This window comes from Pseudomonas agarici, from assembly GCF_900109755.1.
Lineage (GTDB): Bacteria > Pseudomonadota > Gammaproteobacteria > Pseudomonadales > Pseudomonadaceae > Aquipseudomonas > Aquipseudomonas agarici.
The window spans coordinates 161,843-177,996 of the sequence record NZ_FOAR01000008.1 but is presented as its reverse complement, the minus strand read 5'-3'; the positions used below and the strand labels follow the sequence as shown (position 1 = coordinate 177,996).

The 16,154-nt window shown below is 60.5% G+C and carries 15 protein-coding genes and 1 pseudogene; 9 read left to right on the top strand and 7 right to left on the bottom strand.

Annotated elements, in window-relative coordinates:
* Positions 1-3: 3 nt before the first annotated feature.
* Complete coding sequence (locus BMX68_RS10165; protein ID WP_017131540.1) at positions 4-795, bottom strand: hypothetical protein; 792 nt, start codon at positions 793-795, stop codon at positions 4-6.
* A gap of 99 nt (positions 796-894) precedes the next feature.
* Positions 895-1,851, bottom strand: a complete 957-nt coding sequence (locus BMX68_RS10160; protein WP_026013125.1) for an alpha/beta hydrolase — start codon at positions 1,849-1,851, stop codon at positions 895-897.
* A 128-nt stretch (positions 1,852-1,979) separates the two neighbouring features.
* On the opposite strand from BMX68_RS10160, the gene aroC reads away from it, so the two are divergent.
* The 4 genes and pseudogenes from aroC to BMX68_RS26645 form a co-directional block, all read left to right on the top strand.
* Positions 1,980-3,071 carry a chorismate synthase gene (aroC, locus tag BMX68_RS10155; RefSeq protein ID WP_017131538.1) on the top strand — a complete coding sequence of 364 codons (1,092 nt, stop codon included), beginning with the start codon at positions 1,980-1,982 and terminating at the stop codon, positions 3,069-3,071.
* On the top strand, positions 3,071-4,225 hold the full coding sequence (locus BMX68_RS10150) for an MFS transporter (RefSeq protein WP_017131537.1): 1,155 nt from the start codon (positions 3,071-3,073) through the stop codon (positions 4,223-4,225). The genes aroC and BMX68_RS10150 overlap by 1 nt, the downstream gene beginning before the upstream one ends.
* A 25-nt stretch (positions 4,226-4,250) precedes the next feature.
* Positions 4,251-4,796 carry a 1,2-dihydroxy-3-keto-5-methylthiopentene dioxygenase gene (locus BMX68_RS10145; RefSeq protein ID WP_017131536.1) on the top strand — a complete coding sequence of 182 codons (546 nt, stop codon included), beginning with the start codon at positions 4,251-4,253 and terminating at the stop codon, positions 4,794-4,796.
* Between the two features lie 410 nt (positions 4,797-5,206).
* Positions 5,207-5,386 (top strand): annotated as a pseudogene (locus BMX68_RS26645) (helix-turn-helix domain-containing protein); the annotation flags it as partial.
* Between the two features lie 105 nt (positions 5,387-5,491).
* On the opposite strand, the gene BMX68_RS10135 reads toward BMX68_RS26645, so the two are convergent.
* Positions 5,492-5,764 carry a DUF3509 domain-containing protein gene (locus tag BMX68_RS10135; protein ID WP_026013123.1) on the bottom strand — a complete coding sequence of 91 codons (273 nt, stop codon included), beginning with the start codon at positions 5,762-5,764 and terminating at the stop codon, positions 5,492-5,494.
* 423 nt (positions 5,765-6,187) lie between these two features.
* On the opposite strand from BMX68_RS10135, the gene BMX68_RS10130 reads away from it, so the two are divergent.
* The 5 genes from BMX68_RS10130 to csrA all read left to right on the top strand — a co-directional run bounded on the left by BMX68_RS10130 (position 6,188) and on the right by csrA (position 10,782).
* On the top strand, positions 6,188-6,706 hold the full coding sequence (locus tag BMX68_RS10130) for an ankyrin repeat domain-containing protein (RefSeq protein WP_017131533.1): 519 nt from the start codon (positions 6,188-6,190) through the stop codon (positions 6,704-6,706).
* 85 nt (positions 6,707-6,791) lie between these two features.
* On the top strand, positions 6,792-7,322 hold the full coding sequence (locus BMX68_RS10125) for a hypothetical protein (RefSeq protein WP_017131532.1): 531 nt from the start codon (positions 6,792-6,794) through the stop codon (positions 7,320-7,322).
* A 73-nt stretch (positions 7,323-7,395) separates the two neighbouring features.
* Positions 7,396-7,587, top strand: coding sequence for a PLDc N-terminal domain-containing protein (locus tag BMX68_RS10120; protein WP_074862110.1), 192 nt, complete (start codon positions 7,396-7,398; stop codon positions 7,585-7,587).
* Positions 7,588-8,075: 488 nt separating this feature from the next.
* Positions 8,076-10,157: an LTA synthase family protein gene (locus BMX68_RS10115; RefSeq protein WP_017131530.1), complete on the top strand. Its 2,082-nt coding sequence runs from the start codon at positions 8,076-8,078 to the stop codon at positions 10,155-10,157.
* Between the two features lie 424 nt (positions 10,158-10,581).
* Complete coding sequence (gene csrA, locus BMX68_RS10110; RefSeq protein ID WP_017131529.1) at positions 10,582-10,782, top strand: carbon storage regulator CsrA; 201 nt, start codon at positions 10,582-10,584, stop codon at positions 10,780-10,782.
* Positions 10,783-10,784: 2 nt separating this feature from the next.
* On the opposite strand, the gene BMX68_RS10105 is transcribed toward csrA, so the two are convergent.
* From BMX68_RS10105 to BMX68_RS10090, 4 genes are all read right to left on the bottom strand, one after another.
* Positions 10,785-11,012, bottom strand: a complete 228-nt coding sequence (locus tag BMX68_RS10105; RefSeq protein WP_017131528.1) for a YheU family protein — start codon at positions 11,010-11,012, stop codon at positions 10,785-10,787.
* A gap of 100 nt (positions 11,013-11,112) precedes the next feature.
* Entirely contained in the window at positions 11,113-12,306 is a 1,194-nt protein-coding gene (locus tag BMX68_RS10100; protein WP_060782570.1) for an osmoprotectant NAGGN system M42 family peptidase, read from the bottom strand.
* A gap of 60 nt (positions 12,307-12,366) precedes the next feature.
* Entirely contained in the window at positions 12,367-14,109 is a 1,743-nt protein-coding gene (gene ngg, locus BMX68_RS10095) for an N-acetylglutaminylglutamine synthetase (protein ID WP_060782569.1), read from the bottom strand.
* 4 nt (positions 14,110-14,113) lie between these two features.
* Positions 14,114-15,886, bottom strand: coding sequence for an N-acetylglutaminylglutamine amidotransferase (locus BMX68_RS10090; protein ID WP_026013122.1), 1,773 nt, complete (start codon positions 15,884-15,886; stop codon positions 14,114-14,116).
* Between the last annotated feature and the right edge of the window lie 268 nt (positions 15,887-16,154).

Sequence of the window (16,154 nt, the reverse complement as noted above, 5' to 3'; positions counted from 1 at the left end):
CTGTTAGCGGTGTGTGGCCATCCAGATCAATAGCCCGGCCTGGAACATCGCAAAGGCCACCAGGCAGGTGATGGTGAAGCGCAGCCCGCTGTCTTCGCGTTTGAACTTGCCGACGCGCTCTTCCTGTTGGCGCAGCTTGACCTCCTGTTCCATCAGGTTTTGTTCGGCATTTTGCAACATCTGCGCTGCCTCGAGAATTTCCACGAATTGCAGCTTCTCGGTGTTCCACTGGGCCAGCAGTTCGCCAACCTGCAGGTCCTTGTAACTGCCCTTGAGGTGCAGGGGGTCGGCGTAGACCACGTCGAAACCCTGGACTCGCAAGAAGTGATCGCGGCGCAGACGGGTGTCCTCGCTCAGCGCGTCCTTGTTCTGCAAGGCTGCGCCATCGACCCGGTAATGCGACCATTTTTTTTGCGCCCAGATGGCGCCCTGCGCCACCAGGAAACGACCGATCCCACGATTCCACGGTTCCACCTGTAAACCACTCTCGGGCCTGAAATGCACGCGTTTGGTGGTGTGATCGACCCACATGTCCAACTGATTCTGTTCCTTGCGCACCCGTTGCGCCGGTAACTGGATACTCATGCGCAGCAGGCTGCGTTCCTTGTGGTTGCGCTCGGCATAGCCGAATTGGACAAATCGCAGCGGTCGCCCGCCAGTAGCCCGGTCAGTAGCCAGCGGCGCCAGACGCAACATCTTGAAATGCTCGGGTTGCACATCTGCCCACGGCAGATCAACCGGCGCGGATTCCACGGCTTCGGCGTTGCTTTCGGGTGACGCTTGGGTATCAGTCATTCGGTGAGATCCTGTCCGTGTCCAGCTTGCCGGTCACACTATCGATACCGGCAAGGGCCTTATCGGCCGTTTCTGTCAGGACTGGAGTGAAAAATCGTCTCAATGGGGAGTGAGCCCGTCGATAAAGGTGCTGATCGGTCCTTCCAGTGCGGCCGCCAGAGGCTGTTGCGGGTCGTTATAGGAAGCCAATTGAGACGGGATGTCGTTGGACACAATGCGCAGGACATGATTCATGCCCTCAACCAGCACCAGCCGTGCATTGGGTTTGGCCTTCTTCAGGTTTTCTGCGTCGGCGACACTCACTTGGATGTCATGACGTCCTTGGATAATCAGTGCTGGCATTTTTAACCGACCGAAGGCCGCCGCCGGGTCCTGGCGGAACAGGCTGATCAGGTAGGGCTGGACGCTGGGACGGAAGATCGGCTCCAGTGGCGGTGGGATATCGTTGTCCAGCCGCCCGGCCTTGAGGCTGTCGAGCAGCTCGTTGCTACGCAGCAGCAACGCCGGCGGCAGTTGATGGGCCAGTTGCTGGCGGACCACCTGATCGACCGGACGACCGCTGCCGGATAGGGAAATGACCCCGACGGCATCCAGCTTCGGCGCGGCGAGGGTGGCGATCAACGCGCCTTCGCTGTGGCCCAGGAGGATGAGCGGCCCCAGGCTCGGGTCGGCCTTGAGTTTCTCGCCCCAGGCGACGGCATCGGCGACATAGCCTTCGACACTCAGATGGCGTTCATCGGGTTCGGCAGACAGGCTCGCCGCCACGCCGCGCTTATCATAGCGCAGGCTGGCGATATTGTGCCTGGCCAGCAGCCAGGCCAGGCGCTTGAGACTGTCGTTGCGTGCGCCGTCGGGGTTGTTGCCGTCCCGGTCGGTGGGGCCGGAGCCGGCTATGATCAGCACCACCGGTACCGGCGTGGCCGATTTTGGCAGCAACAGCGAGCCGAACAGCTCGCCGCTACCGATGTTCAGGCTGATCGGTCGTTGCAGCACCACGCCCGCTTGGGTGAAACCGCTGAACAAGGTCAAGGTAAGGAGCAAAATACGTAGCATCATCACGCCATTATGAACAAGGTGTCGGTTGGACTCGCGCCTGGCGCTAAGGTTCGAGGATGAACTACTTGGACAGCCTGCGTATACTGGGCCGCTCGGTTATCTCTAGATCTGATTCGCGGAGCCCCTGCATGTCCGGCAATACCTACGGCAAGCTGTTCACTGTCACCACCGCTGGCGAAAGCCATGGCCCGGCGTTGGTCGCCATTGTCGATGGCTGCCCGCCGGGCCTGGAGCTGTCGCCAGAGGACCTGCAACGCGACCTCGACCGCCGCAAGCCCGGCACTAGTCGGCACACCACCCAGCGTCAGGAAGCCGATGAAGTGGAGATTCTTTCGGGGGTCTTCGAAGGTCGCACCACCGGTTGCCCCATCGGCCTGTTGATCCGCAATACCGACCAGAAGTCCAAGGACTACTCGGCGATCAAGGACCTGTTCCGTCCCGCCCATGCCGACTATAGCTACCACCACAAATACGGTGAACGCGACTATCGGGGTGGTGGCCGCAGCTCGGCCCGGGAAACTGCAATGCGCGTTGCCGCCGGTGCCATTGCGAAGAAATTCCTGGCGAGCCGGGGCATTGTCATTCGCGGCTATATGAGCCAGCTAGGCCCTATCGAAATCCCGTTCAAGAGCTGGGACTCGGTGGAGCGGAACGCCTTTTTCAGCGCGGATCCGGACAAGGTGCCTGAGTTGGAAGCTTATATGGACCAGTTGCGCCGCGACCAGGATTCGGTCGGCGCGAAAATCACCGTGGTCGCCGAAGGCGTGATGCCGGGCCTTGGCGAGCCGATCTTCGATCGCCTGGATGCCGAGCTTGCGCATGCGCTGATGAGCATCAACGCGGTCAAGGGCGTGGAAATCGGCGCCGGGTTCGCCTGTGTGGCCCAGCGTGGTACGGAACATCGCGACGAAATGACCCCGCAAGGTTTTCTCAGCAACAACGCCGGCGGCATTCTTGGCGGCATTTCCTCCGGCCAGCCGATTGTCGCGCACTTGGCGCTCAAGCCGACGTCGAGTATCACCACGTCGGGTCGCTCCATCGATATCCATGGCAATCCGGTGGATGTGATCACCAAGGGACGCCATGACCCGTGCGTCGGCATCCGTGCCACGCCGATTGCCGAGGCGATGATGGCCATTGTCCTGATGGATCACCTGTTGCGTCATCGCGGGCAAAATGCGGATGTGCGCGTGAGCACCCCGGTACTGGGCCAGTTGTAATGTCCGCAGCACCGCTCCCTTACTGGCGGCTGTCCGGTTTCTATCTGTTCTACTTTGCCCTGCTAGGGGCGACGGCACCGTTTCTGGCACTGTACTTTCACCACCTGGGCTTTGCTCCGGCGCGGATTGGCGAACTGGTAGCCGTTCCCATGCTGATGCGCTGCGTGGCGCCGAATATCTGGGGCTGGCTGGGTGACTTCACTGGCCAGCGCCTGGCGATCGTGCGTTTTGGCGCGGTCTGCACACTGCTGGCGTTTTCCCTGATTTTCTTTGACAAAAGCTACGCCTGGCTGGCGCTGGTGATGGCCCTTCACGCGTTCTTCTGGCATGCGGTGCTGCCGCAGTTCGAAGTCATCACCCTGGCGCACTTGCAGAGCCAGCCCGCGCGTTACAGCCAGATCCGCCTGTGGGGCTCGATCGGTTTCATCCTCACCGTGGTGGCGTTGGGGCGACTGTTCGAATGGCTGAGCCTGGATATCTATCCGGTGGTCATTGTGGTGATCATGAGCGGTATCGTCCTGAGCAGCGTCTGGGTGCCCAATGCCCAGCCGGTGAGCCAGGCCAACCGTCCTGCGGGCGAGGGATTTCTCAAGCAACTTCGCAGCTCTGGGGTGCTGGCCTTCTATGGCTGTGTCGCGCTGATGCAGATGAGCTACGGTCCTTATTACACCTTCCTGACCCTGCACCTTGAGGATCTCGGCTATGGCCGTGGCCTGATCGGTCTGCTCTGGGCTTTGGGCGTGGTCGCGGAAGTCCTGATGTTCCTGGCCATGAGCCGGATCCTCGTGCATTTCTCCGTGCGCCAGGTGCTGTTGGCCAGTTTTCTCCTGGCAGCCTTGCGCTGGTTGTTGTTGGGCTCGTTCGCCGAGCATCTGTGGGTGCTGTTGTTCGCCCAACTGTTGCACGCCGCCACTTTCGGCAGCTTTCACGCTGCGGCCATCCATTTTGTGCAACGCAGCTTCGGTGCGCGCCAGCAAGGACAGGGTCAGGCTTTATATGCGGCCTTGTCCGGCATTGGCGGAGCCGTAGGTGCTTTGTACGCCGGCTACAGTTGGAAGGCCCTGGGGCCGACCCTGACATTCAGTATTGCCAGCCTGGCGGCCCTGGCGGCCGCGATGATTATTGCCACCCGCATGCAAGAGGAACGGCCCTGAGCCCGACCCAAGGAAAGAGAGCCTAATGAGCAGTCTGTCCGTTTACCCTGTTGCCACCCCGGAACTTGCCAACAAGGTCTTGACCCACGTCGACGACATTGCCTCGACCCTGGCGGAACACGGTGTTCGTTTCGAACGCCGACCCGCTGCGACGCCGATTCGCGCCGGAGCCAGTCGGGAGGAAGTGATTGGCGCTTATCAGTTGCAGATCGATCAACTGATGAGTGAGCACGGTGGCGCGACTGTCGAGGTCATCAGCCTCGACAACGGCCATCCTCGGCAAGCCGAGTGGTGCGCGGCAGGCTTCGCCGAACAACATCACGCGGCCAACGAAATACGTTTCTTCGTCGCCGGTCGCGGCCTGCTCAGCCTGCACATGGGTGACTATGTCTATGCCGTGCTGTGCGAGCGCAATGATCTGGTTTCGCTGCCGGCTGGCACGCGTCACTGGTTCGACATGGGGGAGCACCCGCGCTGCGTAGTTATTTGTCTGTTTGATCGGCCTGAGGGGCGAGTGGCCAGTTTCACCGGCGAAGATATCGCTAGCCACTTTCCGCGTCTTGACGAGTGAATCCAAGCGACATTAAACATGTGATGACCGGCAGGAGCGATTAAAGCTTGAGTCGGAGTCGCATGTTTTAAGTTGTAGGATGTTGCCTATTGAAATGTCGGGCATCCCTGTTTGTGTGTGCAGTTGGTTGTTAAATGCTGCTTCTGTGTAACTCTCTGTTTTTGATAGTTGCGCATTTGTTGCCAGAAAAACCTGGCGACGGTCGTGCGATTTATTGAAATTCACAGGGAGAAACAGACATGAGCATTCCCAAGAGGCTGGATGCCGTTATCGGGCATACGGTCAGGCTCCGAGCGGTCGACATGGTGGATTTGCGCGAGCCACTTAAACAGGATGTTGTCCAAGTGGTGTTGCTGCCGGGTTTGAGCAAGCCCAGGAGAAACCGTCTCGCCAAAGCCAAGGCCCTGAGCGAAAAGGAACTGGAAGTGCTCAGGTGGGCGAGGGCGGGAAAGACGGTATGGGAAATCAGCGTGATCCGCGAGGTGTCGCAAGCCACGGTGAAGCATCACTTACGCAACATTTATCACAAGCTCGGAGTGAGCAACCGCGCGCATGCGGTCGGCGAAGCCGTTAGCCGCGGCTTGGTGTAGGGGGTTATAGCGCGGGGTACAGGGATGTGGTGGGCCACGGGCGGCTAGGCGAAGCGGCGGCTTCCACCCCTGCTTGCAACCCGTGGCCGAAGGTCTGCCGTTGACTCAATAATAGGTCGGCAGGGCAAAGCGGTTCTGGCTCTGCAACAGCGAAATCGACGGCAACTCGCTGGCCTCGCCAGCCAGGTCACGACGAATTGCACTGATCACCCAGGTCAGTTGTTCGGCGGTATGTAACTGGGCGTAGGAAATTGAACGCCGGACCTGCTTGCCATCGCTGTCACGTAGGGTCAGCAACACACCGCCGTCAGGACGCGATTGGGTGGTCACTTCGTAGTTGGAGAACACAGAGGAGAATTTTTCCTGGATGAGGTTCATGTCGATCAGCTCCATCAGTTCATGAATGGCTAGGCATGGACTGATAGGTGCAGTGATTGTGCCAGTATGCTTTTTTAAAAAAATATATATAAATCAATTTGTTATATTTTTTTAACTTCGAGCAGTCGTGCAAATTGCAAGAATAGCCACCGTGCATCCTGCATTTTGCCCTTTGGCCGTCGAGACTGACGGTTGCCCAGAATGCAAAGCTTTTCAAAACCTTCATGGGCGGTATTGCGCGAGGCGAGGTTATTTTTCGCGGCGGGGCAGGTAGTGGATAGATGGGGCTATTCATGCTAACAAGCCCCGTTATTGATCGTGACTATGGAAACGCTTGAAAAATAAGGCATGACAAGGAAACTTCTGCTCGGGAAACTAACGACCTAGATTTTCTAGTTCTCGTTTAGCCACAGGGAGTCCAACATGTCCGATCAAGCCCGACAAATGACCGAAGAGGAAGCCGCCGAGTTTGCCGAACAGGTATTCGACGTGGCACGCAAAGGTGATGCGCCATTGCTGGCGGCGTTGCTGAGCAAAGGCCTACCGGCGAACTTGCGCAATCACAAAGGCGATACCCTGTTGATGCTTGCCAGTTATCACGGGCACATCGATGCCGTGCGGGTATTGCTCGAGCATCAGGCCGATCCGGAAATCCGCAACGACAACGGCCAGAGTCCGATTGCCGGAGCCGCCTTCAAGGGCGACCTGCCGATGGTCAAGCTGTTGATCGAAAGCGGCGCTCAGGTCGAGGGCGCTTCGGCGGACGGTCGCACGGCCTTGATGATGGCTGCGATGTTCAACCGCACCAGCATTGTCGAGTACCTGCTCAGCCAGGGTGCCGATCCTCAGGCCAGGGACGCCAACGGTGTCACTGCCCTGGCGGCGGCGCGGACCATGGGCGCGACCGACACCGTGAACCAGTTGCAACGACTCGACGCCTGAGGGGCGCGGCGCGGGTTTTGAACCCGCGCCGGCATTTGCGCTATCCTTCGCGGCCCCGAACAACCCAAGGTCGCAGGATCCCGTCATGAAAGCCGCCCTTATCGAACTCATCAGTCAAATCAGCTCCGGCTGCATGGGCGAGACCGAGATCCAGCAGATCGCCGACGAAGCGGCCCAGGCTTATGCCGATGCAACGGGATTTCTGGCGGCCAATCCGGATATCAATTACGACGAGAGCTTCCCGATTGCCCTGGGCGAATGGGTGGTGGTCGGCAGTCTGCCGGAAACCGTGTTGTTCCAGGCGGACACCTATATGGAGTTGTTCGCGCAGATCGTCGACTCCTTCGGCAAGGATGTTTCGTTCAATATCAAGCCCAGGCAACTGTCCAAGGTCGAGGCGCTGACGGCACTGAAGCGGATTCAGATTCAGCTCGGCAGCATGAATCCGGAAATGGGTGGCTATGTCCTGATGAACTTCAGCCAGCCGCTGGATGACGAATTGCAGGCGGTCCTGGTCTACGGCAACGACCTGCCACGGGTCCTGGCGTTGTGCGAGCGAGTCGGCATCGCCGCTGCACCGTCCCTGGAAGCCCTGCGGATCGCCTTGCACGTCTGAGCGGCAAAATAACGGAACCCTGTCCTCAGCCGGCTATCCTAAGGAAGGTAAATCCTCATTCAGGAGCAACACCATGGGTTCAACCTTCAATGGCCTCGTTGGCCTGATCATTCTGGCCCTGGATATCTGGGCGATCATCAATGTGCTGAAAAGCGGCGCTGAAAACGGAATGAAAATCCTCTGGATATTGCTGATCATCCTGTTGCCGGTGCTGGGCCTGATTATCTGGGCGATTGCCGGACCCAGGGGCAATGTGCGGCTCTAGATCGGGAGCGGCGGTTTGTGTGGCGAGTTCTGTGAGTCAAGTTCGGCGCCACCGGCCCCTGCTTGCGTGGCTGTTGCTCGCCATGGCGGGGCACGTGCCTCGGCCATGGATGCTGATGGCCGAACTTGAGTTAACCCGTTCGTACCGGCCACCAGACGACAGTAGATGACGACCTCCTGCCGGCGCCGGGAGCATTGCTTCGCCAGGTTGTTTTTTATGTGTCAAAACGTGCGCCAGACGAAATTTTCACATTCCGTCACAGACAATTCCTGCGCATGATTGACCTCTCGCTTCTTGCAATCCGCCGTTTTAGAGCGGTTTTCGGCTTGGGCGAGGAAATATTTCAACAGCGACCGACAATGCACGGGTGGTAAACCATCGATGATCGTGCAACATTTGCCGGCTTCGCGCCGCTCTCATGATCCATCGAGGGTTGGGCGCTGCTGAACCCGACTTTCCAACTTGAATCCTACGAGTCCCAAACCGACATGGCAAACCCGGACGCCCTGAGCAAGCAGCGCCCCTCAACGTGCCTGCTGCAACCGACAGTTAAGTCTCATCTGGCCTATACGCTGTTGTGCGCATTGATCATGATGGTGATGTTCACCCTGCTGCGGGTTGCATTGCTGGTCTATAACCGCGAGATGATTCTCGACACCCCGGCTTCGACCTTTATCGAGGCATTCGGCAACGGGCTGCGTTTTGATATCCGCATCGTGGTCTACTTCTGCATTCCGTTGACGCTGGCCTTGCTCAGTGCCCGGGCAATGGCCGCTCGCGGCCTGTTCCGCCTCTGGCTGACTGTGGCGTCGAGCCTCGCGCTGTTCTTTGGGCTGATGGAGATGGACTTCTACCGCGAGTTCCACCAGCGGCTCAACGGCCTGGTGTTCCAGTACGTGAAGGAAGACCCGAAAACCGTCATGAGCATGCTCTGGTATGGTTTTCCAGTGGCCCGCTACCTGCTGGCCTGGGCTGTGGGCACGGTGATATTGAGCCTGCTGTTCAAGGGGGCCGATCGTCTGACCCGCCCCCGTGCCACCTTCAGTGCAAGCGCTGGCGCCCGCGCCGTGGCGCCGTGGTACGCCCGGATCGTGCTGTTCGTGGTGCTGTTGCTGATCTGTGTCGTGGCGGCTCGCGGCACTCTGCGCCAGGGGCCGCCGCTGCGCTGGGGGGATGCCTATACCACCAATTCAAACTTCGCCAACCAGCTAGGCCTCAATGGTTCGTTGACGCTGATCTCGGCGGCCCATAGCCGCTTGTCCGATGATCGCGACAATATCTGGAAAGCCACTCTGCAACAGCCACTGGCCCAGCAGACCGTGCGCGACATGCTGCTGACCGGCGACGACAGACTGGTCGAGAGCGATATCGCCGCGATCCGCCGGGACACCACGCCACCGGCGCAGAATACCCTGGCAATCAAGAACGTGGTGGTGATCCTGATGGAAAGCTTCGCCGGGCACTCGGTGGGCGCTCTGGGTCGTCCCGGCAACATCACCCCATACTTTGACCAGCTGTCGAAGGAGGGCCTGTTGTTCGACCGCTTCTTCTCCAACGGCACCCATACCCACCAGGGCATGTTCGCGACCATGGCCTGTTTCCCGAACCTGCCGGGTTTCGAGTACTTGATGCAGACGCCAGAGGGCAGCCACAAGCTATCGGGCCTGCCGCAACTGCTTAGCGCTCGCCAGTATGACGATGTGTATGTCTACAACGGCGATTTCGCCTGGGACAACCAGTCGGGGTTTTTCGGCAGCCAGGGCATGACCACCTTTATTGGCCGTAACGACTTCGTCAACCCGGTGTTCTCCGATCCCACCTGGGGCGTCTCCGACCAGGACATGTTCGACCGCAGCCTGGAGGAGCTCAAGACCCGTGGTGAGTCGGGCAAACCGTTCTATGCGCTGCTGCAGACCCTGTCCAACCACACCCCGTATGCGCTGCCGACGCCGCTGCCGGTGGAACGGGTGACCAACCGTGGCTCCCTCAACGAGCACCTGACGGCGATGCGTTATGCCGACTGGGCGCTGGGGCAGTTCTTCGAGAAGGCCCGCAAGGAGCCTTACTTCAAGGAGACTCTGTTCGTGGTGGTCGGCGACCATGGTTTTGGCAACGACGAGCAGATCACCGAAATGGACCTGGGGCGCTTCAACGTACCGCTGCTGCTGATCGGTCCGGGGATTCAGGAAAAGTTCGGTGCGCGCCGCGACACCGTGGGCACCCAGATCGATATCGTCCCGACCATCATGGGACGCCTGGGTGGCGAGTTCCGCCAGCAGTGCTGGGGGCGTGACCTGCTCAACCTGCCGGAAGGCGATAAGGGCATCGGCATGATCAAGCCATCGGGTAACGAGCCGACCGTAGCGATCATCCACGGCGATCATATCCTGGTCCAGCCCAAGGATGTGCCGGCCAAGGTCTGGCGCTACCAGCTAGGCGCCAATCCTGTTGGCGAAGTGATCCCCGACTCACCGGACGAGGCTGAGCTGAAGCAGAAACTGGGTTCGTTCATCCAGACCGCGACCCAGAGCCTGCTGGATAACACGGCAGGTGTTGCTCCGACCAAATAATGCCGTCCGTGGATTATCCGTCGACATGAAAAGCGTCCCGAGCTGTCGGGGCGTTTAATCAGATGCTCAACCCCAACACCCTGCGAGAGTGGCGCTTTTGCAGGGTGTTTTTATGCGCGGACCATCACTCCGATTAACAGGCGCCATGATCGAGCTGCGCTTTTGCCTGAGGCATTGTGCAATCTGCAGGGCGGCCGACAAGTTGTGGGTCAAGGTCCGGCAGTCGGTGCGAGAGGTTATCGAATGGGGACTGTGTTCAGGTATTCCCGCAACGAAAGTTCTGATTGGCAAAGGTATGAAATCTTATTCTGTAGGGCGAATCGGTCATGTCGGTAAGGGCAGGCTGATTTGCTGCGCCTGCATTGAAGGCCGTGGTCGGGCCGGGCAGTCTTGGCCGCTCATAAACCCTGTGAGGATGAGTGCCATGCTTGTATTGAGCCGCGTCGTGGGCGAGATGATTTCCATCGGCGATAACATCACCGTGCGAGTTCTCGCCGTTAACGGCAACCATGTGCGTTTTGGTGTGGAAGCACCCAAACACGTCAATGTACATCGTGCCGAAATCTATCGGCGGATTCTGACAAAGGGAGAGCCTGGCGTCCCTGCCCGCGAGCCGGTGGCCTGAGGTCAGTCGAAGAACTCCCTGGGTACTGCGTGCTTGGGGAGCAATTGGCATTGTTGGCTTTCCAGGTCGAAGAAAATCACCGCCTGGCCTTTGCTCAGCGCTTTTCGTACCCGCAGCACACGGGTTTCCTGGGGGGTGTCATCGCCGTTGTCGGTGCCGTCGCGGCTGACGAAATCTTCGATCAGCCGGGTCAGGGTGTCGGGTTCGAGTTGGTCGTAGGGAATCAGCATGGCAAGTTATCTTCAGGAATCCGCGGCATGCTACTGCCACCAGCCCAGTCCGGCTACCGGTAATGCGGCGGGGCACCGGAGCATCTGGCGGCGAATACCTTCAGTCGAGTGGATTGCGCTGGCCGATCAAGCTGTCCACTGATGGCACTCGGGTGTCGCTTTCCATCTGGGTCTCGTGTTCCAGTTGATGGCTGAAACGGTCGAGGGAGCCGGTGGCCGGCTGTGCATCGCTGGCGAACACCGGCGGGCTGAGCATATAGGCACCGAGCAGGCGGCTCAACGCTGCCAGGCTGTCGATATGGGTTCTCTCATAACCGTGGGTGGCATCGCAGCCGAATGCCAGCAGCGCCATGCGACTGTCATGCCCGGCGGTGGCCGCCGAATGGGCATCGCTGAAATAGTAGCGAAACAGGTCGCGGCGCACCGGCAGTTCGTTCTCGGTCGCCAGCCTCAGCAGATGGCGCGACAGATGGTAGTCATACGGCCCCCCGGAGTCCTGCATCGCCACGCTCACCGCATGCTCGTTCGAATGTTGGCCCGGCGCGACCGGGGCAATATCGATGCCGACGAATTCGCTGACATCCCAGGGCAATGCCGCTGCCGCGCCGCTACCGGTTTCCTCGGTAATGGTGAACAGCGGATGGCAGTCGATCGGTGGTTGCGCATCGCTTTCGACAATCGCCTTGAGGGCGGTGAGCAGGGCGGCGACCCCGGCCTTGTCATCGAGGTGGCGGGCGCTGATATGACCACTGCCGGTGAATTCCGGTAACGGATCGAAGGCGACGAAATCACCCACGCTGATGCCCAGTGAGTCGCAATCGGCACGGGTTGAGCAGTAGGCGTCAAGACGCAGTTCGACATGATCCCAACTGACCGGCAGTTCATCCACCGCCGTGTTGAAGGCGTGTCCGGAGGCCAGTAGCGGCAATACGCTGCCGCGGATCACCCCTGTATCGGTGAACAGGCTGACCCGGCTGCCCTCGGCAAAGCGACTCGACCAGCAGCCAACCGGCGCCAGGCTCAGGCGCCCGTTGTCCTTGATCGCCCGCACAGCGGCGCCGATGGTGTCGAGGTGAGCCGATACGGCGCGGTCGGGACTTTTCTGGTGGCCCTTGAGGGTGGCGCGCAGGGTGCCGCGTCGGGTCAGTTCGAAGGGAATGCCCAACTCCTCCAGACGTTCGGCGACATAACGCACTATGGTGTCGGTGAACCCCGTCGGGCTGGGAATGGCGAGCATTTCCAGCAAGACTCGTTGCAGGTAGTCGAGATCGGGTTGTGCAATAGCGGTGTTCATGGTCGCTCCTTCTTGCATGAGAATTCTTGCGCGGAAAAGGCAACGATCCGCGCTACTTCATCACGTTGGCAGGCTATGGGGAAACAGCAGATCGATAAAACGCTCGGCTGTGGGCTGTGGTTCATGGTTGGCCAGCCCGCAGCGTTCATTGGCTTCAATGAAAACGTAGTCCGGCTGGTCCGCCGCGCAAACCATCAGGTCGAGCCCGACCACTGGGATATCCAAGGCCCGCGCCGCACGCACGGCGACCTCGGCCAGCGTCGGATGGAGGATGGTCGTGACGTCTTCCAGGCTGCCACCAGTGTGCAGATTGGCGGTGCGGCGCACCGCCAGCTGTTCGCCCGGAGCCAATACCGTGTCGTAGTCATGGCCGGCTGCCCGCAGGGTATGCTGGGTTTGCGCATCGAGAGGAATCCGGCTCTCACCGCCGGTGGCCGCTTGGCGGCGACGACTCTGTGCTTCGATCAGCGCGCCGATACTGTGGTGGCCATCGCCGACCACCTGGGCCGGATGCCGGATGGCGGCAGCCACCACTTCGAAACCGATCACCACGATGCGCAGGTCCAAGCCTTCGTGAAAGCTCTCCAGCAGCACCCGGCTGTCGAAGGCGCGGGCAGCCTCGATGGCTTGCGCCACTTCGTCGCCGGTGCGCAGGTCCACGGCCACCCCCTGTCCCTGTTCACCATCGAGGGGTTTGACGACGATGCGCCCATGGGCTTGGAGAAATGCCCGATTGTCGGTGACCGTGCCGGCGCGCTGCTGGTGAGGCACCTTCAGGCCGGCTTGCTGGAGCACCCGGTGGGTCAGGCTCTTGTCCTGGCACAGGCTCATGCTGATGGCGCTGGTCAGGTCGGTCAGCGACTCCCGGCAGCGTACTCGCCGCCCACCGTGACTGAGGGTGAACATACCGGCCGAAGCGTCGTCGACCTGCACGTCGATCCCGCGTCGGTGGGCTTCGTCTACCAGGATCCGTGCATAGGGGTTGAATTCGGCCTCGGGTCCTGGCCCGAGGAACAACGGTTGGTTGATGCCATTCTTGCGCTTGATGGTGAAGGTACTGAGGGTGCGGAACCCAAGCTTGGCGTACAGGCTCTTAGCCTGGCGATTGTCGTGCAGCACCGACAGGTCCAGGTGGCTCAGGCCACGACTCATGAAGTGCTCGATCAGGTGACGCGCCAGCACTTCGCCGACCCCCGGCCGGCTGCAATTGGGGTCCACCGCCAGGCACCAGAGGCTGCATCCGTGTTCCGGATCATGGAAGGCCTTCTGGTGGTTGAGGCCCATGACGCTGCCGATCAAGGCGCCGCTGTCCTCGTCTTCCGCCAGCCAGTACACCGGACCGCCCTGATGGCGCGGGGTCAGTAAGCGCGGGTCGATGGGTAGCATGTCGCGGGCGATGTAGAGTGGGTTGATCGCTTGCCAGTCTGCGAGGGTCTGCGCCCGGCGAATACGGAAACCGCGAAACACCCGGGTGGCCGGCCGGTAATCGCTGAACCACAGGCGCAGCGTGTCGGAGGGATCGAGAAATAGCTGTTGCGGCGCTTGGGCAAGCACCTGTTGGGGCGCGGCGACATACAGCGCTATGTCGCGCTCGCCAGGCTGTTCGTGCAACAGCGCTTCGGCCAGTCCGGCGGGATCGGCGAAGGTGTGCCCGATCAGCAGCCGGCCCCAGCCGCAATGCACCGCCACCGCTTGGGTGGCCGGTTCGTTGCCGTCTTCGGCGTGGCGTGCCTGCAGGCGTTCGTAGGACGGTGGCTGGCCGCGCAGCAGGCGTTGGCTGTAAGCCGTGGCATGAGCTTTCATCGGATCAGATTCCTTGTTCGCTGAGCCACAGATTCAGGGCCGCCAGTTGCCACAGCTTGGAGCCGCGCAACGGGGTCAGTTGGCCGTGGGGATCGGTGAGCAGGCGATCGAGTGTCGCCGGGTTGAACAGGCCCCGGTCCTGGCTAGGGTCGAGCAACAGCTCGCGTACCCAGTCCAAGGTATCGCCTTGCAGGTACTTGAGACCGGGGACCGGGAAGTAGCCTTTCTTGCGGTCGATAACCTCGCGGGGAATGACCAGGCGGGCGGCTTCCTTGAGGACCTGCTTGCCACCGTCCGGCAGTTTGAACCTGGCGGGCACGCGAGCCGACAGTTCCACCAGCCGATAGTCGAGAAACGGCATGCGGGCTTCCAGGCCCCAGGCCATGGTCATATTGTCGACGCGCTTGACTGGGTCGTCCACCAGCATCACCGTGCTGTCCAGGCGCAAGGCCTTGTCTACCGCGGCACTGGCGCCGGGGAGGGCGAAATGTTCGCGGACAAAATCGCCGGCGGCATCCTGCTCGACTCGCCAGCGTGGCTGCACAGTGTCGGCATAATCGGCGTAGCTGCGGTCGAAGAAGGCGGCACGGTAGGCGGCATGGGGATCGGCGGCACCGTCCACTTGTGGGTACCAGTGGTAGCCGGCGAACAGCTCGTCGGCACCCTGGCCGCTTTGCACCACTTTGCAGTGCTGGGCGACTTCCCGGGCCAGCAGGTAGAAGGCGATGCAGTCATGGCTGACCATCGGCTCGCTCATGGCGCGGAATGCCGCCGGCAACTGCTCGATGATCTGCCGTTCGTCGATGCGCAACTGATGGTGCTGTGTACCGTAATGGCGGGCGATCAGATCCGAGTAGTGGAACTCGTCGCCGCGTTCGCCGCCGGCATCCTGGAAGCCGATGGAAAAGGTCGACAACTGCTCGACCCCGACTTCGCGCAACAAGCCAACCAGCAGGCTCGAATCGACCCCGCCGGATAACAACACGCCGACATCGACCGCAGCTCGTTGGCGAATTGCCACGGCTTGGCGGGTACTGTCGAGCACGCGGTCACGCCAGTCTTCCAGGTTCAGCTGGGTCTCATCGGCATTCGGCCCGTAGGGCAGCGACCACCAAATGCGCTGTTCGGTGCGGCCGTCGGCCTCGATACGCATCCAGCTCGCTGGCGGCAGTTTCTCGACTCCGGCCAGCAAGGTGCGCGGTGCGGGGACCACGGCGTGAAAATTCAAGTAGTGATTGAGGGCCACCGGGTCCAGCAGCGGGTTGATGTCGCCGCCCTGGAGCAGCGCCGGCAGGCTTGAGGCCAAACGCAGGCGTTGGGGGGTGCGCGACAGGTACAGCGGCTTGACCCCGAGGCGGTCGCGGGCGATGAACAGGCGCTGGGCATCGCGTTCCCAGATGGCGAACGCGAACATGCCATTGAGCTTGGGCAGCAGCGCCTCACCCCAGGCGTGGTAGCCCTTGAGCAAGACTTCGGTATCGCCGTCGGAGTGGAACGCATAGCCCTGTTGTTCCAGTTCGCGGCGTAGTTCGGGGAAGTTGTAGATCGCGCCATTGAACGCCAGGGACAAGCCCAGGTCAGGGTCGATCATCGGCTGCGCCGAGGCATCCGACAGGTCCATGATTTTCAGTCGCCGATGACCGAGAGCGATGGGTCCCTGGCTGTAGAAACCCCAGGCATCGGGGCCGCGTGGAGCCATATGGTGGGTGATCCGCTCAAGCGCTGCGAGGTCCGCGGGGTGTCGATCGAAACGTAACTCTGCTGCTAATCCGCACATAAATTCCTTACCGGTTGTCCGTTGGGGAGGGGGCGTGACTCTGCAACAGACCCACTGAGAAGTGAGGAGTTTTATATCAATCCATTATAAACAGCGCCGTAACCGGCCAACCCGGCAGGTGGCCGGTGTGGTGCGAGGTTGTGAAAAGGGTATTAACCGGTTATTCGATTGATCGAAGTTATTGATTTAACTTGTTGATAATAAACATTTTTTTATATTTTTTTGGCCAAATGGACTGCTATCGTCACGGCAACGATCCAGAGCGCCT

Bases quoted from the DNA above. Each gene is read 5' to 3' on its own strand.
- BMX68_RS10165 (WP_017131540.1), bottom strand. From the start codon at position 795: ATGACTGATACCCAAGCGTCACCCGAAAGCAACGCCGAAGCCGTGGAA.
- BMX68_RS10160 (WP_026013125.1), bottom strand. From the start codon at position 1,851: ATGATGCTACGTATTTTGCTCCTTACCTTGACCTTGTTCAGCGGTTTC.
- aroC (WP_017131538.1), top strand. From the start codon at position 1,980: ATGTCCGGCAATACCTACGGCAAGCTGTTCACTGTCACCACCGCTGGC.
- BMX68_RS10150 (WP_017131537.1), top strand. From the start codon at position 3,071: ATGTCCGCAGCACCGCTCCCTTACTGGCGGCTGTCCGGTTTCTATCTG.
- BMX68_RS10145 (WP_017131536.1), top strand. From the start codon at position 4,251: ATGAGCAGTCTGTCCGTTTACCCTGTTGCCACCCCGGAACTTGCCAAC.
- BMX68_RS10135 (WP_026013123.1), bottom strand. From the start codon at position 5,764: ATGAACCTCATCCAGGAAAAATTCTCCTCTGTGTTCTCCAACTACGAA.
- BMX68_RS10130 (WP_017131533.1), top strand. From the start codon at position 6,188: ATGTCCGATCAAGCCCGACAAATGACCGAAGAGGAAGCCGCCGAGTTT.
- BMX68_RS10125 (WP_017131532.1), top strand. From the start codon at position 6,792: ATGAAAGCCGCCCTTATCGAACTCATCAGTCAAATCAGCTCCGGCTGC.
- BMX68_RS10120 (WP_074862110.1), top strand. From the start codon at position 7,396: ATGGGTTCAACCTTCAATGGCCTCGTTGGCCTGATCATTCTGGCCCTG.
- BMX68_RS10115 (WP_017131530.1), top strand. From the start codon at position 8,076: ATGGCAAACCCGGACGCCCTGAGCAAGCAGCGCCCCTCAACGTGCCTG.
- csrA (WP_017131529.1), top strand. From the start codon at position 10,582: ATGCTTGTATTGAGCCGCGTCGTGGGCGAGATGATTTCCATCGGCGAT.
- BMX68_RS10105 (WP_017131528.1), bottom strand. From the start codon at position 11,012: ATGCTGATTCCCTACGACCAACTCGAACCCGACACCCTGACCCGGCTG.
- BMX68_RS10100 (WP_060782570.1), bottom strand. From the start codon at position 12,306: ATGAACACCGCTATTGCACAACCCGATCTCGACTACCTGCAACGAGTC.
- ngg (WP_060782569.1), bottom strand. From the start codon at position 14,109: ATGAAAGCTCATGCCACGGCTTACAGCCAACGCCTGCTGCGCGGCCAG.
- BMX68_RS10090 (WP_026013122.1), bottom strand. From the start codon at position 15,886: ATGTGCGGATTAGCAGCAGAGTTACGTTTCGATCGACACCCCGCGGAC.